13 protein-coding genes are annotated in these 21,589 nt (G+C 40.1%); 4 read left to right on the forward strand and 9 right to left on the reverse strand.

The features are described 5' to 3' along the window. Positions 1–4: 4 nt before the first annotated feature. The 4 genes from KTO63_RS17180 to KTO63_RS17195 are packed head-to-tail and all read right to left on the reverse strand — an operon-like array spanning position 5 to position 10,450. Positions 5–6,460, reverse strand: coding sequence for a hypothetical protein (locus KTO63_RS17180; protein ID WP_217792629.1), 6,456 nt, complete (start codon positions 6,458–6,460; stop codon positions 5–7). 10 nt (positions 6,461–6,470) lie between these two features. Further along, positions 6,471–6,968 carry a hypothetical protein gene (locus KTO63_RS17185; RefSeq protein ID WP_217792631.1) on the reverse strand — a complete coding sequence of 166 codons (498 nt, stop codon included), beginning with the start codon at positions 6,966–6,968 and terminating at the stop codon, positions 6,471–6,473. 3 nt (positions 6,969–6,971) lie between these two features. Beyond that, positions 6,972–8,066: a DUF928 domain-containing protein gene (locus KTO63_RS17190; protein WP_217792633.1), complete on the reverse strand. Its 1,095-nt coding sequence runs from the start codon at positions 8,064–8,066 to the stop codon at positions 6,972–6,974. A gap of 14 nt (positions 8,067–8,080) precedes the next feature. Continuing rightward, on the reverse strand, positions 8,081–10,450 hold the full coding sequence (locus KTO63_RS17195; RefSeq protein ID WP_217792635.1) for a hypothetical protein: 2,370 nt from the start codon (positions 10,448–10,450) through the stop codon (positions 8,081–8,083). Positions 10,451–11,342: 892 nt separating this feature from the next. Here KTO63_RS17195 and KTO63_RS17200 point away from each other — a divergent pair. The 4 genes from KTO63_RS17200 (at position 11,343) to KTO63_RS17215 (ending at position 14,545) form a co-directional block, all read left to right on the forward strand. Further along, a complete protein-coding gene (locus tag KTO63_RS17200) occupies positions 11,343–12,287 on the forward strand; it encodes a T9SS type A sorting domain-containing protein (protein ID WP_217792638.1) in 945 nt (314 codons plus the stop codon). Between the two features lie 48 nt (positions 12,288–12,335). Continuing rightward, on the forward strand, positions 12,336–12,848 hold the full coding sequence (locus KTO63_RS17205) for a hypothetical protein (RefSeq protein ID WP_217792640.1): 513 nt from the start codon (positions 12,336–12,338) through the stop codon (positions 12,846–12,848). Positions 12,849–13,140: 292 nt separating this feature from the next. Continuing rightward, a complete protein-coding gene (locus KTO63_RS17210; protein ID WP_217792643.1) occupies positions 13,141–13,839 on the forward strand; it encodes a DUF1826 domain-containing protein in 699 nt (232 codons plus the stop codon). A gap of 175 nt (positions 13,840–14,014) precedes the next feature. Beyond that, a complete protein-coding gene (locus tag KTO63_RS17215; protein ID WP_217792645.1) occupies positions 14,015–14,545 on the forward strand; it encodes a DinB family protein in 531 nt (176 codons plus the stop codon). Between the two features lie 411 nt (positions 14,546–14,956). Here KTO63_RS17215 and KTO63_RS17220 read toward each other — a convergent pair whose 3' ends face one another. The 5 genes from KTO63_RS17220 to KTO63_RS17240 form a co-directional block, all read right to left on the reverse strand. After that, positions 14,957–16,219: a thioredoxin family protein gene (locus KTO63_RS17220; protein ID WP_217792651.1), complete on the reverse strand. Its 1,263-nt coding sequence runs from the start codon at positions 16,217–16,219 to the stop codon at positions 14,957–14,959. Positions 16,220–16,550: 331 nt separating this feature from the next. After that, positions 16,551–17,678, reverse strand: a complete 1,128-nt coding sequence (locus tag KTO63_RS17225) for a TlpA disulfide reductase family protein (protein ID WP_217792653.1) — start codon at positions 17,676–17,678, stop codon at positions 16,551–16,553. Between the two features lie 19 nt (positions 17,679–17,697). Further along, positions 17,698–19,278, reverse strand: a complete 1,581-nt coding sequence (locus KTO63_RS17230) for a PKD-like family lipoprotein (protein ID WP_217792655.1) — start codon at positions 19,276–19,278, stop codon at positions 17,698–17,700. 35 nt (positions 19,279–19,313) lie between these two features. Beyond that, on the reverse strand, positions 19,314–20,039 hold the full coding sequence (locus KTO63_RS17235; protein WP_217792657.1) for a DUF4843 domain-containing protein: 726 nt from the start codon (positions 20,037–20,039) through the stop codon (positions 19,314–19,316). Between the two features lie 45 nt (positions 20,040–20,084). Beyond that, positions 20,085–21,563: a RagB/SusD family nutrient uptake outer membrane protein gene (locus KTO63_RS17240; protein WP_217792660.1), complete on the reverse strand. Its 1,479-nt coding sequence runs from the start codon at positions 21,561–21,563 to the stop codon at positions 20,085–20,087. Between the last annotated feature and the right edge of the window lie 26 nt (positions 21,564–21,589).

Here is a 21,589-nt window from a genome sequence, read left to right on the forward strand (position 1 = left end):
TAGTTTAGGGTTGTAACGTTTTGCTTTTGTATGCCTGTCTGCTCTCTTTTATTGTCATGATGCCTCTTTCGGTTTCTTTCTTCACTCTTATAGGTGTTCCTTCATCGTCGTATTCATACAGTGTTGCAAAGTTGTTTTCGTCAAGTTGTGCCATCAGTCGCATACTGATCGGATCGTAAACGAAGGATGTGAGCTGGCCGTCGTTTGGCAATAGCCTAACATCGTCAATGTAAAGATTGCTGCCGCCGATCTCCATAGAGAAAGTTGGCTGTGCCATAAACTTCACTTCTACTTGTTTCCATCCTTCTACAACGGGCACCTCTTTCTGGGCGAAATCAATTGTATTACCATTGAGTTTCAGTGTAAGCCCGGTTACTTTATTTGAGTTGGGATTGTTGTCGTACACCCAAAAGTTTAAAATGTATTTTCTTCCATTTACAGGAGCAAACCCAAGGGCCTGCTCGTTTGCGGTTAGTATGTATTGGAACTGGCTGTTGTATGCAAGTGCAGATGTGGTAGGTGCCTCTGCATTTCCTGCAATGCTTTTAACGACCACAGAACCATTCAGGTTAAGGCTCGACTTTCCTGTGTGCGCCATCGTTCCACTGACAGTTGAGCCGGATGAAGCCAGGTCTCCCCAATCCAAATGCCTGTTTAATGGACATTGTTCAGTGGCTGTAGAAGACAAAACAAAATTGTAGTCTTCAAATCCGTCAAAAGCAATTTCATTTCTTCTTGCATTAACGCCAACGGCTGTTGCTACAGAGCCTCTATAGCCAAACAATGCAGCTCCATATCGCTTAAGCGCATCCATGTTTTCAACTTCGTTTCCTTTTTCATCGAAGTAGATCGACTCGTTGCTCATTACCCATCTGTTGTCGATGCTGTGAGCATCCTGCAGTCCTGTTGTTTGGAATTGCCAGAAAGGATTGAACGTTGTATAGAATCCGTTCTTGCGAATATTTGTTCCGCTGTTGATTGAATTGTTTCCAGTCGTTTGATCGCGATTGACTACGTACGCAAAGTTTTGTTCAGGTCGCCAGTTACCCAACACACCTTTGTAGTAGGGGTTAATAACATTATTAAGCGGGTCCAAACAGCCATACTTTGTAGTTGTTGGAGCTACGATATGGAATCGTAATATGGGCTGATAGTCACATGTGGCGCAAGGCGCTTTTTTAAGTACAAAAGCACAATCTCCATCATTGTCCAAAATATATTTATCTCTATTGTTTTCTGTATACCACATGTAGAGTTCCTCAAGTCTTTCTTGCTGGTTCTTGGTATTATCTTGTAAAAAGTTGTTGAACTGATCATCTACTACGTCGAATACTATATTAAATGAAGCCAATGAAGCTCGGTCACCGGAAATCATTTTAAGTGGCGTTGAAATGTTACCTGGTACCTCGTGATGGTCATCGTTAAGGTTCTTGTAATGCAAGTAAAGTGGGTCCACTCCGTCAATTTTACATAAACCGTGGGCAACAGTTTCATTTACCAGGTTCTGATCATCGCTACTGAAAATCTTTCTTCGACTTGCATCAAAATCCGCCGGAAGGGCCATCAGGGTGAAAAGGTAGTTCCTCCAACAGTCTTTGTCAATCGCACATTGTGTCACATCCGGAGCTTCGTAACTTCCATAGAATTTATTTACAGCTATGGCCCATTCGTCTTTGTAAGTAACGGCTTTGGCGTCCAGTATATTTTTGCCTGCGTCTATCTGCACCCTGTTTACACCTCCTACGTTCACTATCGGATTGTTTGTACACACAACAGAACCGGCCGATGCAGTCAACATATTTCTGCGACCGGAGCGTAGTACAATCACTTGCTGGAGATATGGATTATGATACGTCCCATCCTTTGTTACAATTCTCAGTCTACCGTCGCCTGACTTAATAACCCATGCTTTTTCTCCCGTGACCTTATAACTAACCATGTCTCCCGGAAACAGAGACAGCGATGCATACGGAAAAGCGAAAACGCCAGATCCCATTTCCCATAACATGCCCCTGGCCCCAATGTTTTTATAAGCCTCACCCATGCCTTCATAAGCCATGTAAGCCGGGTAATTAAATGAATACGTATAATCATCATATTCGTTCTGGTTTTTGGTGCACAGCACCTCTCCGGTGGTTCCGTCCCACAACATATTTTCTGCAGTAATGGAAGAACCATTCTTAACGGTCCTTACTTTTTTTAACAGGCCCGACTTATGAATTACTTTTACGGCTGACACAGAATTGTAAGCGTCCCTGTTAATATTGGCATTAATACTTACAGAAAAATATGGTACATAGAACCACAAGATTGCCATTCCTCCAGTATAAATTCCCACACTACCACCAATGCTTTCATTCACACTTTCCCGCACATCTGTAATGAAATCGATGTCTGTACCCAGAGGGACATTGCTTGTAACCGTTCCGTCTTTTTCCATCACATCCACATTGTTGTTCAATTGTTTTTCCGGTGCGTTTTCGTCTTTTACATTGTAGTAATATTCTGTAGAAGAAATATTGCTGCCACCCTTGTCATACACCTTTACAGATTTTGGTTTGCCATGCATGTCATTCAGCTCCACTTTAAATCCCTGCGAGGTGGAAACTTTGTTGATGTACGTGGCACTGAACAGCTGCAATATCAGGCTGTTTGTATAGTTTTTCTGTTCAAGCGGCAGGTAGTCCACCAGCGTAGGAAAATCTTTTGCTGTGTAAAATTCGTTCTCTATGTAACCGGTTTCGGACACATCAGTGGGATTCGTTTCATAGTCAGCTCCGGTGCTTCTAACGGTTACCTTGCTGTATCCAACTGCTGCTGCCGGGAAATAAGATTCACAGAAGGGTTTTTCGATGAAATGATATTTGTCGGCGCTCCAGTGTACTTTCTCGGTATAGTTTAAAGGTTCATGAAACGGATTTTCTTCGTTGCCGATTTGCGGTTCATAGGATGCTACACCTGAAGATATTTTGTTATTGTTTTCATCAAGTATCGTATAATCATAAACCTGTCCCAAACGGGCCGTATTACCATGTGTCATGCCATGCCATTCGTCGGAAAGCGTGACCTTCTTCACCCTGCTGCCGCCGCCTATTTTTTTGCCAGCCGGAGTATTAAGACGCACCATGCTTCTCGAAAGATCAACATTGTCCGCAAAATGTTTCCTGGATGCAGATTTTTCAAATGGCTGTACCAGTTCATCCAGGTTGGTAATTGATTGAAGAAGTGATTTCAACGCCGCTTGCCAGTCTGAGCCCACATCTGCATTGTCGTAGTTGTTATACGCAAATTGTGGCAAGTCTGATTTAAGCATCTGCCATGCGGCTTTACAAACCGGGTTGTAACCATCAAGTTTTTTTAAAGTAACCATACCGGTGTGATCATCGATCCTTTTGCAATTATTGATGTCGATCTCTGCATATCCGTACACGTACTCATACTTGCCTGTTTTGTTGAGGTCAACAGACATTTTAAAGAATATCTTGTCCTGGAACGAGCCATCTGCATTCTTCAAATACAGTTTTTTGAAATCATCATCATTCGTAATAGCCTTAGGAAGTTCTACCAGCAAACCATCTGCACCATTAAGTCCTGTTGATTTATTGATCGCTGCAGTATTTGTACCAATTCCTTTTACGAAGCACATTTGCATAGCTTTTCTATTTTGTACAAATGCATAGTCATCCGCTTCGTATGTTACATTAATCACCCCCCCTGTAGGCGTAGTAATTTTATTTAGCTGCCACTTTGAAACAAATTTGTTTTCCAGTTCCCTTTCGTCATAATTGGTGTTATCATTATCCTGCAAAGTATACGGGAACTCGGAGTTGTATAGTCTTGGAGAAGAAGCATTATCAGTCTGATGATTGTACCAGCTTTGTTTAAAATTTCCCCATCGGTCTTGCTGACGTTCCAAATAAAGATCGTTGAATTCCGGGTCTGTAGGATCCGAGGGTGTAGGAAAATCGCCAGTTTTTATCAACGTGTTATCATACTCAAACAGGTATGGGTTAAGACTCCCTCTGTTATTTTTTCCAAAGGTGAAATAGACTTTTTTCAAAGTCAGTTTCCCACCTGAAGTTACGTCGCCAACATTGGTTTTATTGTTGGGAATTCCCGGCCACATTGAGTAGTCATATTCGAAATGCACTATTTTAATTGGTGTAGCATTCGCCCCATTCTTTAAATAGTCTGATTTGGAATATAAAACGATACGATCTAATTTTTGAGGTGCACACATGGTTCCTATACCGCCCTTCTCATCTGCCACACCGTAACCATCATTTCTGGCGCTCGTTTCAAAAATGGCGATCATTGTTTTACTCTCAACAGACTTTAAGTACCAAAGCTCTTTTTTACCGTAGCTGTAACTGGCTTTGTCATCCTTTGGATCACTTAAAAAGCCTTCATTGTAATTAGCTTTATTTTGTGCAAACGGAGCTCTCCAATTATATAAATCGTTTAGCTTTTTATAATTGAACTTGATAGCAGTTCCTAAGTCATCGTCTGTTATACCATCATCGGTAACGTCAACATAATCAGGAGACAGAATACCGGTCAACAAAAATGATGTTGCATATCCCGGAGTGGTTTCCTTGCTTACCAGATTGTCCCTGCCGTTATTATTACCCGTCAGTGAATTCGTTGAAACATCCTTGTCGGTATAACCAACCAATCCTGTTCTTCTTGCCTTTGCAATATCTGGTATCGATTTTTGATCTATAGAAAAAGTCACTTCGGTTTGCGTTGTGTTATACACAGGAATGCCATACACCATTCGCTTTCCCTGGTCGTCGGTCACAGTCATTTCAGTGATATGATTTGGCTGACGGATTCCATCCGCACGCGGAATATCGTCATCTCCAACTGATTTTATCATTTTGTCAAGCGCGAAATCAGCTTCTCCAGCCGTCAGATAACTAAGCGTATAACTTCTTGGCACCCTTCCTGCCTTTGCCAGACTTCCGTTGATAATATTCTGACGCCCGTTTTCTTTCGATTTCAATGCAGCATAGGCAGTGGCATTTGAAACATATCCAAGATCGTTGATGGCAACGCTTTCTGTATTTTCACCTCCGATATTATTAATGTAGTTGACATCGTTTCTCGAAGCTTCACCTTCGCGCTTGAAATAAATAGGTTCATCATCTGTGGTACTCGGTCTTTCAGCAGCGGTTAGAAATTGATTGTTGTTAACCCATTTTCCCGTTACTGCGTCTCCGGAAACGGCATCAATCCTCGCACCACCTTTATAAATTTCTCCACCCCCTAGTGTTACTCCGATACCGGCATTGATGGACTGGTTTCTATATGCTCTGTCAAATATGGTGTAGCTGCCGCCATAGTAAGCCCTGTACTGACCCGATCCCGTTTGTCCGGTTGCCGTAAAATAATCCTGCGTAGAAACTGGAATTGCAATGCTTGGCGCACTTGGTATAAACACACCGTCTTTCTCCCTGTTGAAATCGAGTAAGGCGTTAGTATTTTGTCTCCCTTTCAAATAATTCAAGTAGCCATAAGCCGGCACTTTTGAAAACGGGCTCGTATTTGTTTCCTTGTAGTAATAGCCTGTTAACCCAAAGCCAACGTATTGTCCAAATAGCGACAGGCCAAAATCCAAACCTGCAGTGTAGCTTTCGCTCCGTGAATTGTTACTGAAAGTAGGCGTATAGGTCTGGCCAAAATAATGAACGGCGCTGGTTTCAAAAGTGGTACTGTTAAGATCGTTTGTTGAATATGACGCAGAAAGCGACAATTGTTTTAAACCCGATCTTGTATTATAGTGCAAACTTCCCGAAAGACTTGCATGGTTTTGATCGGTAAGGTCATCATGCATAGCACTTAAGGAGAGAGATGGCGACAGTGAAACACCCTGGCGATTGTCTGAAGTAATACCCAGACCTGCAGTAAGTGAAGATTTTTTGTTCTTAGCCAGCTCAAATCCCAAGCTCGCGCCAACTTCTGCCCCGATGCCGTAATAGTTGTCTTTGTAAACGCCAACTTTAAGACTCGCGTTTCCATACTCCCATGAAAAAAAGGAAGGTTTAATAACCAACTGCCCGCCTATCTTTTTAAAATCCTTCTTCTTGTACACCTTATCAATGTGATCTTTTTCTCCGCTAAAATCATCTGGCAGTCCTCTCATCGTTCTGTTCATTGAACCTGGATTTAATGACCATCCCGCACCAACCCAACTCGCTTCATCTTCCGGGCCCGTTCCAGACTGATAACTCATGTTGATAGGATAGCCACCCACATCCATCAACGGTATGTTGTATTTAAAATCGCCTGTGAACAGGTCCACAAGGTCGTTGGTCCCGGCCGGTTCAAACTTTTGCATTTCCGGTTGTGTAGGTCCGGAGGTTAATGCATACGCAGAAAGCGGCGTCATAAATTGAACGGTAAATACAGCCAGGAAAAATGCTGCTATCAGTTTTTGTCTACGGATACGGTTGTACATCTGAAAAAGTTTATCTGCCCAAAGCAATTATGTGTGAACCCCAAACGCCATTTTTATCGTTAAAGAACAACGTGTCGGGATTTAGATCTTTATTAACTTCAAAAACAAGAATGCCCTCATTCTTTTCAGTCGACATTTTTGTCAAAGGCTGAAAGTGTATCGGTGCAATTGAATCTCCATTGTTGACAATCTTCCAATCTTTGTACATGTCATACAAAAAATATTTGGAATCCTCTTCTTTCTTTCCATTGCTAACGGCTTGCGCATTGTTGTCGATAAATTCCACTTTATAACAACAAAATTTCGTCACCGCATTCACATTACTGGAGTCGTTTTGCAACAACTGATTGGTTGGAAAACTATCTACGTAAATCATTTTGTTTTTGCCGGTAATTTCCACCCAGTGTTTTTTTTGCGGCACTACTACCTCCTGCTTCGTGTTGCTATTTTTACACCCCCAGGCATAAATCACAGCCATCATCATGATTAAAAAAATTTGTCTCTTCATCTCCTACTCGTTTGAATCTTTATCCTGATAAATAAATCTTACTTCCATCGCAGGTTCATTAAATGGCATCACTTTTAACAGATAGTGTTTGCCAACTTCTAAATCCAGTTCTGTAAGATTGATGTCGATCTTATTCAGTCCCGTTTGTATAGCGACCTCCGGTGTATTTTTAATTTTCTCTTTCAAGTTTTCAGTACTGTAAATCGCGTAGTTAAGTTTTTTAACGTTGTAGTTATTCGTAAATGAAAACTTCAGATATCTGTTTGCTATGTAGTAGTTGCCATTCACGAGTGACTGCAGTTCCCGGTAACTGTCTTTTGGCATGGCCGGCGCCGGCTCTGTACACTGAACAGTAAATTCCCAAATTTCAGATTGAGATATCGTCACTCCGTTTTGGTATGCTATTACCTGCCAGCAGTAAGTTTTTCCTTCCTGCAAATCTGGTGCGCTTGTTGGGTAATTGATCATTGTTGACGAGATATTGTCAAGCAGAATCAAAGGCGAATTCGTCAGCAGATTTTCTACCGCATCTCCTTGTTTTTTTTCTGTTAACAACAGCCTGAACTTCATCGAAGGGCTATAAGGAATTGGCGGTTGCCAGCTCAGCGGCGGTCGTTTTTGACATATTTTGTCTTTATCATCCGGACTTAACAAAGTCAGCGGTACAAGCGGCTGCACGTTGCCATCAAAACAACTTTCATCATCGCTGTCCTTATCGACAGATACAAATTTGAAACAGAATGTATACTCTCCTGCCGGAAAACTTCTGGTTTGATTTACTATCGATGCCAAGGCATTTGAAGCGAAATTGAACGAACTGTTCGCGAATACGTTTCTTGGTAAATTGCTATTTCCTGCATTAAGCGTAAATACCGGCGTCATTAAAGTCATAACATCTGACTTCGACTTATTTTCTTTTACGGAAATAAACACCTTTCCATCGATCTTTCCCCCCGAAAGGTTTTGTATTTGTACCATGCTCAGTCCATCTACATTTCTTCCATATACTTCCGGAAGAAAATTGAATATGACCTGGCTATGCGTACGCTGACTCCAGGTAAAACACAGTACTAACAATATAATCCATCTGCTTTTCATATATCTAAATCACTTTATAAAGTATAATGAATAATGGCGCTGCCGAATAATTGATTCGCAAACTCCGTTCTGATTACCTTGACAGCCTTCTTGTATCCTATTTCAAAATCAATATTTAATTTCTCGAGCAACTGCGTGCTTAATTGCTGTTTAAGTCCAAGTTGTTGGTTCCAACCTGCATTTGAATAATATCCAATACCACTTGCCATCCTTAGTTTTTGAATACTATAGCTATAGTTCGTTTCAGCATTAAACATTGATGTACTAAACAAGTAGTCTTGACTTTTTGCTTTGTTCATCAGCAATGACAGAGAAAGTATATTTTTTCCCAGCACCACAGAGGAAGTATGCATTATCATAAGAGATGAGTTCCTGTAATTTGCAGTGTCAACGGTTGGTATATTTTGCTTTTGATTACTTACGACCACATTGTTAAGTATTCTTTTATTAAACAGCTTATAGCCATAAGACCCGTCAGCCTGCAATCTGGATGTAAAGCCTTTATTACTTTTCTCATCAATCATTTGGGTATTATATCCTGTTCGTTGATAAGTAAGATTTACGCGGCTGTTGCGATTGAACTTATAACCCAGTTGAAACTTCGTGTTGAACGATGTGTAGAAATAGTTATTATTCGGGTCAAATTTTTGTTTGCGGAAGTCTGTGGCAAAACGGACGTTTATTTTTTGTTTGTAGAATTTTCTGCCAAGAGACAATCCCACCTGGGATTCTCCTCTGCGCAAGTTCACGTTGCCCGGATTATTATAACCAAGCCCCACCTTCTTTACAAACACATTCACGTCTGTTTTAAAAACTTCACCTTCATAATTAACCTTTCCTCCAATATCAGACATGCCCTTGTTTGACAAAGCCGTTTTGTTTGAGACAATAGTATCTGATGAGAAGTTATTTTGGTATGACCCGAATGATTTTGACAGATCAAAATCAACTTTATTTTTCAGGCCCCAACCAAAAGATGTATGATAGGAAATAACTGCGTCCTTGTGGCGCGCAGTTGGTAAAAGGTCTGTTGATCTAATCCCGAGAATTTTATTTCTATCGGTTACGTTATTATTAAAATCAAAAAAGTTCAGGGATATATTTTGTTGAACTGCGCTTCCTGGTGCAGAACCAAATTTGAGTCCAGTCATACTGGAATAATCCGAAACAGCACTGGTTAATCCTTGCTGCAGCCATTGAGAGGAAGTATTGTTGCGGCCATATATAAAACCAAATGTCTTTGACTTGGTTTGAAATTCTGTGTTGATACCATTGTTCACAACATTCTTGAAACCAAAGTCTCCCGATTGAACTGGATTTTGCCCAACATCCAGACGAGACACACTCATGAACAATTTTTGCAACCCGCTGATTTCAGCATTGTTTTCTATCGCACTTTTCAGATTTGACGGATCTGACAAATAGGATTTAATATTGGAAGAGTTTAAAGGCAAATTTGAACGCAACTCTTTAACAAGTTTGTTGTTTTCAAATTTGTCCTTGTATGCTGTTATCTTTCCATAGATCTTTTGCAACGCCTCATATTGTTCCACATCTCCTTTTGCTTTTTGAAATGCTATCGCTTTGAGAGAATCCTTTCCATTTCCGGTGCCGCTTTTCAATAGCTCCTGGTACTGCATTGCGCTTTGTGAATACTTGTTGTAAACACTGTCCGGAATTATTTTACTACGCAAACTGGAAAGATCATTTCCTGATAAACTATTTGATTGTGATGGCAGTTGTAAAACCCGGTTATATTTTTTTTCATATTCCCCTTTAATCGCTGCGATCTCTTTATTCAGAGACTGTTCATATTCTGCTCTAATGGCATTGATTCTATTCATCCCTGCCGCCATTATTTTTTCGGCCGATATTTTTTCAAGAACCTTTGCCCTGAGAATATCCATGTATTTTGTGTGATCAAAGTTGAACTTATAAAAATCGTTCAACGGAGTTTGATCGTAAGTGTATAACCCGTCATTACCCTTTAGATGCAGATTAAAAGGCATGTTTACAATGGATGCACCCAAAGAAACATCATATGCAGCTACCCCACGGATGCCATTAAAGGCCGCAGATGTATCATATAAATAATTGTAAGAAGCAGTCAATCCAATCTCTCCGGGTTTTACAATCGTATTCTTGTCGAACAACTTAATCTTTGATTCGAGTTCTGATACGGGCTCCATCACTACCTTGCCCGAGGCCAACACTTTTTTCTTAATAGCGTCTGAGGAAACCTGATTACCAATATTATTCAATCCATTGCCAGGAAGAATGGAATCAATCTTAGGAAGCCGGGCCTTTAACGACGAATCTTGTCCAAATGCAGACGCTGCAAACAATGTTGCAAATGAGCACACGACTAATATCAATAATCTCATTGGTTATTGTATAAAATTGAAAAGACTAATACTCTGGGGATCTATTCTTCTATGAAAAATAAATTGAAGTAAATCGATATTGTGTGGCGAGATGGGGAGTGTAATTTTTTTTCATGTCAAAGGTTTTTTGGTTAGGGACGGGCAAAAATATGTATATTTTTTTTTCAACAAATACCACTAACCGGGTATTGTGTAATGCCTATAAGAGTAACCACTTACATTCGAAAGAAACATTTACTGATAGCGCTGGAAGCTGTTTTTCTTTATCGAGACTGTAGTTTTTAAGGCCTTGGTTGAAAACTGAATCAAGTCGACTGTTTTATATATTCCAAACAAAACCTATTTATTGCAAACACCCAATCCATCAACTGGCTGGAAGCAGGAATTGAACTTTGACTATTTTTTTTATCACCGCCTGCGAGCTTTATTTTCTGTTTGTATAAAATCACATTCTCTTTTTGACTGTTCTCTGGTTCATTTAAAAAATGATAACTGCGCCTCCATTTTGATGCAGTTTCTGTAAATACAGAAGCACTGACAAGCAAACCAAAAACACCATAATTCATTTTTTCTTTACAATGATTGCCTTGAGCTTATAATATTTTGGAGTTGAACCGAACGCATAACTTTCTTCCATTATTATTTTTTTAAGGAGAGATCAAATCCACATTGATGCACAAGGTCTTACAAACTGCGTATAAGGGTACATTCCTGGTTCTGGAATAATTCAAATAAAATAATTCGTCGCCTAATGGTCACCGTAAAATTATTCCTTAATTTGCGCATATCGTATATTTACGAACCTAACACTTACGCAAAACCGCAAAACAACAAAATATTTACTATTTTGTATTCGGAAAATACGGACCCTTACCTAAACAACATATGACCCATGAAACAGACCATTGGTATCCTTCTAATGCTGATAAGCATTTATGCAAAAGCAAGTTCTTGCAAAGCCACCAAAAACGGAAATTGGGAAACGGCGGCCACGTGGAGTTGTGGACATGTTCCGGCCGCAGGAGATAATGTAACCATTGATGCCGGATTTACAGTTACAGTAACTGGCAACAACACAGTTGCTATTGGCAATCTCGATATTTCCGGAACCCTGGATTTCACAAATGGTTCAAAAATCAGTTTAGGGTCGGCTTCTGTGGTGGTTATCCACTCCGGCGGGGACATTACCGGCGGAAATCCCGGCGCCAAGCTTGTGTTTCCTTCCTACACGATAAAAGGGTCATTTGCAGTAACGGGCCCCTATTATTTTAATAATAACGGACAAGGAGTTGGTGCTGCCCCTTTGCCATTGACGCTGGTTTCTTTTACCGCCAGCTTACAACAAAATCAGCAAGTAATACTTTATTGGAGAACTGCAAATGAAGAGAACATACATTTCTTTCAGATCGAATCGACCGATTACGAAACTTCTGGCTGGCTGCCTGTAGACACAATTTCCCCGATGGCACCAGCGGGAGGCAGCTATTCATATGCATTTAACGATCGCAATAAATTGAACGGAGACAGGTATTATCGTCTGAAGATCGTTGATCGTGATGGTAAATATGTTTTCAGTAAAATCATTGTTGTTACTTCCCATCAAACAGCAACGTTTTCTGTAAAACCTACGCTGGTCAATAATTCTATGACAGTCGATTTACCCTCGTCTGGCCCGGCAGAAGTGTCGATTTTTAATACTTTTGGCCAGTTGGTTAAAACACTGACCTCCGACAATCAAAGCCTTAGTATTGATGTTTCCATGCTTAGCCGTGGTCTGTACTTCTTAAAACTTGTTCAAGGAAAGAATTCGTATACCACGCGGTTTTTTAAGCAATAGAATTTACAAAAAACAACTGGTTATGGTTAAATTTTAAAATCGGTCTAAATGATACACACCAACAATGATCATAAGGGGCAGGATGTACAAGTCCTAAATAAATTTGTTGTGTATTTTGTTTTCCTGTCATTTTTTTTCCACTTCGCAACCAGTGCTCAGCAGACCGTAAAGCGTCTCGATAATATCGAAAGATCAAAAATTAAGGGAAAATTAATTCACTTCAAACAAGGTGGCAAAGATGACTTGTTTGAAGTATTTGTTTATAAAGAGAATAGACAGATCTATTCTATAATGAAAATTGAACCAGTAAACAAGGAAGATCGGAATTACATAAACGGTTATCAATTCACATTTATTAATGACACTCTTCTGCGAGCCTGGTACACCAGTTCGATCAATCACAAAAATGGCGTAGTTATAGTTTATATCACCAATAGAGATGAAATAATTGCAAGTAGCAAAACAGGAGATGTTAGTTTACCTCCTGTTTCATTTTTGCGTTCGAAATGCGAAGAACTTCTAAGGTTAGCAAACGATCTAAAGCAAAGTAGTCAACATTAGACAGAAATTATTAAGTCCAATTCCAAACTATTGAGATAAAGTTAATTGAGGAACTATCTAGCCTATCCAGACTGAATCTTGCTATTTAAGTAAGCTGAAAAAATGCCGATCCAAATTTAGACCATCTTATTGAGGGCTTATACAATTCGTGATGTACCGGATTTTGACCGAACATTTTCTGTTAGCTTTGTATCCACCCCTGTTAAATGCTTTCAATCCGTACTTGTCGTGATTTGACTGTCAACTAATCCCTTACTTCGTTATTAAATGGTTTTATATTTACGGAACCATTATGATAGACTTATCGCACGCTGACAATCAAATTCATTGTGTCTCTAATTTTGAAGACCTTGTAGCTACTCCATTTCATGGAAAGATCAATGCGTTTTGCTGGACGCGTAACCTACTTGGCGATTTTTCTGAAATTGTAAAAAAGATAAAGCTAAGCGGAAATATAACTGCAATTGAAGAAGACGAACTGCGCGAACTTGAATTGAGTGAACAAGGGCAACTCGCACGCGAAATTCTCATAAATGATTTGAAGATGTTGGAAGCTCATGGGGCATCTCCAATCCTTAATGTCATCAACCACTATGACAGCGATGATACTTATCCGTTTTTTCCAACCGACGTTTACTCTTTTCATGTTGACCGCTCTCCTATACCAACTGATACTTTTTTATGCACTTATCACGGCGATTCGAGTGAAATATTGCCAAATTCACAAGGTATACAGAAGGTACTTATTCCAGAAATAAGGGATGAACTCAAAAAAATATACCATGGCGCAGCGGAAGATTTTGAATCATTCTTAAGCGAGCACTTCTTTGATTTACACTATCAAGCCAAACCCGATGCACGTCCTATTAGTTTAGGCATTGGTCACTTATGGAGGTTGGCAGTTGATCATCCTGGAAGTCAGGTCCCGCCCTGTCTTCACCGCGCACCAAGGGAAAAATCCGGACAACCAAGACTGTTGCTGATCTGCTGAACACAACTATTGAATGGCCAGACGCTAATTCTTAATACAAAAATTATTGACTGACACTCTTTGACTTAGAAAGAGCCCACCACAACTTCTTTTATCGCCATTTATAAAAAAGCTATTGCAACTATAGCAGAATCTTTCTACATTAAGTACACATCCATCTTTAAAATATACAGGTATGAAAATACTTACAACAGCATTCTGCCTGCTCCTGTTTTTTGCTTCAAAGGGCCAGGCAGACTCTACACCAACACTAAAATCGATACTTATTGAACAGTTAAAAAGTACGCACGGTACAGAAGAGTGGTTTGTACCGGTAAATGTAGCAGTTGAAGGCTTAACCGCAGAACAAGCCAATTGGAGTGATAAAAGCGAAAATCATTCCATCGCCCAACTTCTTACCCATCTTAATTTTTGGAACAAACAATCGCTGGATAAATTTAAAGGATTAAAACCAGGCGCATTTAGCGGCAACAACAAAGAAACCTTTACTAAAGTCACCAACGTAACCTGGACAGCTGCAATAAAAGAGTTCGATGATATTATGACTGAATGGGAAACCCTGATTAACTCGGCAGATGATGCCAAATTAAAACAATGGTATTCTACCATTGCCCATATTGGAGCCCACAACGCTTACCATACCGGCCAGATTATCTATATACGTAAAATGAAGGGTTGGTGGAATGCAGATAAAGGTGTCAAGTGATTTTTTTATGCCCGTTTAAAACAAGCTTTGCCATCAAAAATTTCACAATAATCATCCGAGAAAAACGCAGCCTACTTTTTTGTTTCAATAAGTGGCAACAAGTCCATTAAGTCCCCGATAATATAATCAGGATTGGCCGTAAGCAATTGATCGTAAGTATGAGCCCCGGTACACTTTCATTCGGACTCGCAGAAGAAGTTGTGGAAGAAAAGTCAATCGTTTTAAACTAATATCAAAGAAGGCATTTCCTACTGTGATTAATTTGCAATCGCAAGAAAACTTGCTGGAGAAACAGCTTATATTTCGAAATAATTTTGGAAAAAAAGAGGAGGCCGTTATGGCCTCCTTCTTATATCACACATGAGAAAAAAAATGCGAACTTCTGTTTTTTCATCCAGGATAAACAATTCCTTAATTGGAAGTGCCTGCTTCTTTTACTTTATTATCGGTTTCTTTTTTAGCCAGCTTATCTCTGTAATCAGTTATCATGGTAATCTGCGAGTCGATTCTCTTTGTTGACTTATTCTCGCGAGTAAGATTGTTGCGGATTTCATCTCCAACGGCCAGAGCTTTTTCAAAATGGAAATTTCTCCAAAGAATATAGAAATAGGTATCGAGGTACTCTGGGTTGCGGTTTCTTGCCAAAAGATCTTCCATCCATTTTATGCCATCAATACCGGCATCGCGTCTTCCTGTACAATTACCCAGTAAGGCTGTCAACGCAAGCGTATAGCTGTCATTGTTTTTTCCATATTTATCGAGGAACGCTGTGCCTCGCTTCATGTACTCCTTAACATTATAATCGCCGGTACTATCCTGCACTTCAAAGGCGCTGTAAAACATGGCATACTCTTCATAGTAGGGATATTTTTTTGCTTTAAATTTTGCCTTCGCAACTTCATACTCTTTTCTCGTCTCCTTCCTGATCATACCTTTTAAATACCAGAGATAAGAATCAGCAATGTATTTGTCTGTTTCAGTGCGACCAACAGTTTTGTAGTAGTCTTTTTTGTTGTCTTCAATATAGTTAAATACAGGAGTGAAAGGTGTTACTTTAATATAGTTTGCCAATTCGAATGTATTCTTTCTTGCCTTCTCCTCTTTCTTTAAATTATTAAAATAAGTTTCGAAGTCTGCATTGGCTTTTTCATTGCGATACGCAGATTTAAGTGATCTGAAATACTTGCGAACAAATTCATCTTCCCTGTTACCGCCATTCCATTCCTTTATCAACGACAATAAATTTTTGTCGGGGCTCAGTGCAATTTTTGCCAGTTCTATCAAGCCATCCGGTGAAGTGCCTCCAGCTGCTGAATGGATCAGTTCACCATTCTTGTCCATGAACATAAGTGTAGGATATGCATTGATCTGGTATTTCTCTCCCAGCTTCACTCCTTTTCCTTTATCATCACATTGCACTTTGCAGTTAATAAATTGCTTGTTGAAAAAAGTACCAACCTTTTCAACAGGAAACACTTCCTGCGCGAGTGTTTTGCAGGGAGCGCACCAGGATGTATAGAAGTCCACAAATACAATTTTGTTTTCCGCTTTGGCTTTTGCAAGAGCAGAATCGAGGTCGTGCTCAAATTCAATACCCTGCGCATTCGTAGCGAAAGAAGAACCCATCGCTACAAGGATGACGCCAATAGTGTTCCTGATTTTTTTTATGTTCATTTTAATGCAATTTATTTATGATTCAATGTCGTTTAGTTAAAGATATTTTTCATTTGCATGGTGCTCCATAGCAGGAAACAAAGACTGCTTGTCGTCCCGACGAAGGAGGGATCTGAGTATTTACGCAGACGGCATGTTAGTGTCAAACCCAGATCCCTCGTGCCTCGGATGACAAGCAATATTCTTTTGATTCATAAAACATCTTAAGGAAACGACATCGATTATTGTGTATCCAACTTACCAGCAACAGCTACCTGATGACTTAAGAAAGTGTTATTCGAAAAACACTTTCTTAAATCTCAGATTGTTTTTATGCTAACTTTTTTTGTTTTTAAAGTGGAAATAGTTCGGCAAGCTTCTCTTCCAAAGCCTCGGCTCTCAGGTTCTTTGCAATGATTTTTCCATTCGGGTCCAGCAGCACATTTTGCGGAATGGCTCTGATAGAATAGAGTTGGGCAACTTCATTGTTCCATCCTTTGAGATCTGATACCTGCTGCCATGTTAAGCCATCTTTCCTGATTGCATTCAACCAATTTTGCTTTTCTTTTTCCGTATCAAGAGAGACGCCCAGAATATCAAATCCTTTGCTATGAAATTTTGCGTACGACTTCACCACATTCGGATTTTCTGCGCGACACGGTCCGCACCATGATGCCCAAAAATCAACCAGCACATACTTTCCGCGGTAGCTGGCAAGGGTTACAGGATTACCCAAGGTATCATTCAATGTGAACTCAGGTGCCACCGCTCCTACAGCTGTTTTTTCCATCTTGTCAAGCGTTGCAGCATACTCTTTACCGGCTTTGCTGTTTTTTACTTTTTCTGAAAATGATTTAAACAATGGAGCCACTACAGCATAGTCAGGGATAGAGCCGCCGAATTTCTTCAGGGCATCGAGGCTTACTACACTGCCGGGATGAGCTTTAATGAAAGTTGTGTAAGCGTTCTTTTGCTCTTCGTCGATCGCATTGTATTTTTTGTCGAGTTCGGCACGAACAGTCTTGTCTTTTTGTTTCTCTTGTGGCAATGCACGATACTCAGCCATGAAGGCGTCCATCTTATCTGTCGAAGGTTTTAACGCCTGTGTGAGATTTTCATAATCATCATTGATACTTCCGGATATCCTTGCTGTTGTAAGAGAATCTTTTCCATTTACTTTTATGTTGCCTGGTTCCAGGTAAATGGTTTTTTTATGTACGTTTTTCCCCTTCGTTCCATCACCGAGGTAACTGAAATATATTGTTGCCTGTATGGGATCATCAATATTTCCTTTGAATGCAAATTTCCCTTTTACAATTGCAGAGGAATCGAAGATAGCCTGGCTACCCTGGCGATAGGCCAGATAAGCCTTTGCAGGCGCATTAATTTCACCTACTCTTCCGCTGACAGTAAATTCTGCTTTTTGTGCCAGCAATGTGCAAGGCAATAAAACTGCAAGACCGATTACGCTTAGTTTCATTAATTGTTGTTTTACAAGGTTATGGTGCCTGGAAATTAAATGCAGTTATTTTTCCAAAGCCGCCGTATGTTTTTATGTATGCCGGATCTGTCACAAGTCCGCCCACTCCCAGTGTTTGCAGTGGGATAGCGATGATTTTTCCTTCTTTGGTACTTTCATTGTATGTACTTAACAGCAGTAATCTGTTGGCTGAAGTTGCGGTTATCCTTTGCGTATAATCGTCGGGAGCAGTTAAACTGGGTAACGACATCCTACCGCCTTTAATATGCATTTTCATTCCGGTGATCTTTTCTCCGTTCGCAACAGTGTATCGCAAAAGCGGGCTGGTGCCACCTCCTGTTAAAAGCGTTGTAGAATACACTTTAGTATCGGTTGCATAAAACAGGACATTTTCCTGTGTAGACTCTGTATAAAATTTCGATTGGCCAATTTCAGGATTGCTGCTGATATCATTAACAGCATAACCCATTTTGCCATTTACGGGCGATAATACCGACAGCTGGTAAACAGCATATTGATCCAGGTCCCTCGTTTTCATTACTGCAAACACTTTTTGATTATATCCTTCCTCCATGTTCAGGCAGGTTTTATTGCCCATGTTACTAGGATCAAATGCCGGTGCCGGATTAGAGTTATCAAATACAGGATAGGCTGCCAATGGTGCAGAGTTAGAAGTGATGGTAGGCAACAAAAGAAACCTGTTGTTTTTTTCGTCATACACCGCTCCGCCATTAGTGCTGGCCGTTTGCAGGCCACACATTTTTTGGCATACATAGTCTGTCTTGTCAAACAGAAAGGCATACCCGTATTGAAAATTAGTTCCATAACGGCTATGCACTTTCCCGTTGTTAACAAGATACTCGTGCGCATTATTTACGGCCACACTCTGAACCATGTTCGGACTTATTGCGGCGGGAGGAAGAATAAAATTATCATTCCCCATTTTAGTGTATATATAGCTGATGGGGTTTATACGGGTTATGGTATTGTCTGTAATGCAGGTGAGCACCCGGTTGTTTTGATAATTCATGTAAGCCACCCCCTTAACAATGCCGGGAAGCGGCGCTCCGTTTGCGGCGCTGTACAGATTTTTGTAAACGCGGCTAATACTATCGTATAAAATGTTTGAAGTAAAATTATAAGCCATGATGAGGTTCAGATCGGTATTGACTCCATCTTTTGTATCTGCTACAACCAACCCTTCACCAAAGCGTGGATTTACGGTAACTATCCACGAAAAGAATGCCTTGAGATTGGTGGTGGTATCTGTTACTGTCAATATAAGTGAATAAGCGCTTGAATTCGGCGCTTCTGTAACCACTCCTTCCAGTTTCTTCTGTGTGCCTATGACACGTTTGTAACCCTGAAAATAATTCATGGTCCAGCTGTAGGTGAGATTGTCCGGGTTCAATCCTTCTTTGGAAATAGCCGGACTAATCCTTAAAGTATCCATTTGAAAGACAACATATGAACCGGGAACACCTGTTGTGTCAATAACAATGGGGTTGGGTGTATGTATGTTATAATTGCTGCGATCCTTTAAGCACGACACGGCCAATACAGAAATGAACAGCAGTATGTATAGGGATATTTTTTTCACAAAGGTAAATTTGATTTTATGAATTCATTTTCATCCTAAATTGGCATGGTAACCAACTGCCCGGCATAAGTGCCATCATCGTGTTTCATTTCATTGCCCGGGTGTTCTGCATTGTATTTTATCAGCGCTTCTTTTACTTTTAAACCATACGCCTGCACCTGGTTTGCGTTCCACCACCAGGTTACTGGGTCTGCTGCCGCCTGTGTAGGATCGTAAGGGAAAGACGATACTCCCGCCGCCTGTATCATGAATTTGTACCAGCCTGTTGAAAAAGGTGTTCCGAAATAATACTTCAACCATTTCCAGTTGGATGGCTGGATTATTTTTCCAGTCCATGTTATATCTACAATAGGACTTAGCATCGGGTCCAATTCATTAGAACCCACCAGTTGAACCCTCAGCTTTACGATAGATGAATCTACCTTAGCATTTCTTTTTAGAACAATGGCCACTTTACCGTCAAAGCTATTTCCAGGCACTTGTCCTTGCTTGATTTCATAGAGTTCGGATGGCACATTGGTATTGCTGTCGTTAACGATTTGAATATTGAACGACCTGTCGTGATCACTTTTATTTCCCGATAGTTTTACCGGCAAATAAATGGTTTTGGCTGACGAGTCGATGTCTTGCGTAAATGAATAAGAATATGTAGGTGTAGTGAAATACACTGCAGGTGCATCCTGATACATTTTAATTTCTTCCTTTTTACAGGATGCGAAAAGGACAACTATGAGACTGGAATATTTTAATAATTGTTTCATGATTGTTCTATTTTAAAGTTTTGGCTTTTGTTTTTTTGTGAAGGATTATTGTCCTCCCATTTCAAGTTCTTTTTGCGGTAATGGCAAAACGTATACACTGTTATCCATGAATTTTGAGGTGCCCGGAACGTTTGCTTTTCCGCGTCTTTTGTAGTAATAAAACAACTGTCCCTCGCTCACAAATTCCTTTCTGTATTCCTTTTCAATTTCGTTGGTAACGCTGTCTTTTGAAATGTTCGTTGTCAAATTATACTGACTTGAAATCCCGCGGTTTATTCTTACTGTGTTCAGATAACTTACCGCATTTGCCTGGTTGCCGGTTTCGTTGTTGGCCTCTGCCAGTATATAGAACATTTCAGGGAGTTTAATAATAGGCAGCCTGTCTTTGAAAGTGGAATTTGTAACGTAGGTAAATTTCAGCAACAGGAAATCTGAGGTGGAAACTTTATTGTACAACTCCTTGTAACGGTAATCGGACAATGACATGTTGGGCTTCGTTGCTGTTTCATACAGGTTATTTGCAACCGTACCATTATGATTGAGCCTCGAATAATTGATATTGATTCCATCTAAAGCATACTGCTGAATGAAGGGACGCACGATGTCGTACAGGTTCTGAACATTCAATGAGAAAACATGCTCTGTGCTAAAGGTGTAGTCTTTGTTTACCGGATTAGGATCGTTGATATTTCCTGCGTTAAAGCTAACAAGGTTCTGCATGCCGCCTGTTACCACTTTATTGGCGGCAGCTATGGCTTTATCATACTCACCGGTCCACAGATACAAGCGGGCCTGCGTAGCTTTCACGGCGAAATAATTGAACCGCATTCTTCTGTCGTTATAAAACAAATCGGTATTAGGTATTTCCAATGTATTTTTTGTGAGTACAATCGAATCATAAGGCGCGAGTAATGCCTCTGCTGTACTAAGATCTTTTTTCAGTGAATCAATGTATTCAGCAATGGTACACGGAATTGTTTTGGCCTTTGAATATTTTGTAACATAAGGAAGAACTTTGTCTGTTAGCTTGGCAGGATTATTTGCAAGGTTTCCGTAGCCAAATAAACGCAGAAGGTCAAAATGTAGGAATGCTCTTAATCCTACACTTTCCCCTTTTATGAAAGCATAGTTTGCAGGATGCAACATGCTTTTCTTCTGGTCTATATTTTCAATGAGGTTGTTCAGGTTGGCGATTACGTTGTAATTGCCCGCCCAGATGTTTTCAATTTTTGGAACAACGCTTATATGATCATATTGATACAGCGACGCATAATAATAAGGATTGCTTGATGTGGCTATGTAGTATTGTTGGCCCAGGGCATCAACAAATCCAATATTATTTTCAAATCCGTAGGTGCTGGTATTTGTCATCAACAGGTAGTTCCCGATTAATGCATCTTTAAACCCCTGCTCCGATTCGAATAATTTATTCGCTGCAATTTGCGACTTGGGAGAAATCTCCAGCCACTTTTTACAAGATGTTAATCCCGCGAAAAGCACTGCTATTACAATTAATTTTTTCATACTGTTAGTTTAGTAATTGGTTATTC

Origin of the sequence: Pinibacter aurantiacus, from assembly GCF_019130065.1 — a bacterium.
GTDB classification, from domain to species: domain Bacteria; phylum Bacteroidota; class Bacteroidia; order Chitinophagales; family Chitinophagaceae; genus Pinibacter; species Pinibacter aurantiacus.

Coding starts and splice junctions, on each gene's coding strand:
- KTO63_RS17180 (WP_217792629.1), bottom strand. CDS start 6,460: ATGTACAACCGTATCCGTAGACAAAAACTGATAGCAGCATTTTTCCTG.
- KTO63_RS17185 (WP_217792631.1), bottom strand. CDS start 6,968: ATGAAGAGACAAATTTTTTTAATCATGATGATGGCTGTGATTTATGCC.
- KTO63_RS17190 (WP_217792633.1), bottom strand. CDS start 8,066: ATGAAAAGCAGATGGATTATATTGTTAGTACTGTGTTTTACCTGGAGT.
- KTO63_RS17195 (WP_217792635.1), bottom strand. CDS start 10,450: ATGAGATTATTGATATTAGTCGTGTGCTCATTTGCAACATTGTTTGCA.
- KTO63_RS17200 (WP_217792638.1), top strand. CDS start 11,343: ATGAAACAGACCATTGGTATCCTTCTAATGCTGATAAGCATTTATGCA.
- KTO63_RS17205 (WP_217792640.1), top strand. CDS start 12,336: ATGATACACACCAACAATGATCATAAGGGGCAGGATGTACAAGTCCTA.
- KTO63_RS17210 (WP_217792643.1), top strand. CDS start 13,141: ATGATAGACTTATCGCACGCTGACAATCAAATTCATTGTGTCTCTAAT.
- KTO63_RS17215 (WP_217792645.1), top strand. CDS start 14,015: ATGAAAATACTTACAACAGCATTCTGCCTGCTCCTGTTTTTTGCTTCA.
- KTO63_RS17220 (WP_217792651.1), bottom strand. CDS start 16,219: ATGAACATAAAAAAAATCAGGAACACTATTGGCGTCATCCTTGTAGCG.
- KTO63_RS17225 (WP_217792653.1), bottom strand. CDS start 17,678: ATGAAACTAAGCGTAATCGGTCTTGCAGTTTTATTGCCTTGCACATTG.
- KTO63_RS17235 (WP_217792657.1), bottom strand. CDS start 20,039: ATGAAACAATTATTAAAATATTCCAGTCTCATAGTTGTCCTTTTCGCA.
- KTO63_RS17240 (WP_217792660.1), bottom strand. CDS start 21,563: ATGAAAAAATTAATTGTAATAGCAGTGCTTTTCGCGGGATTAACATCT.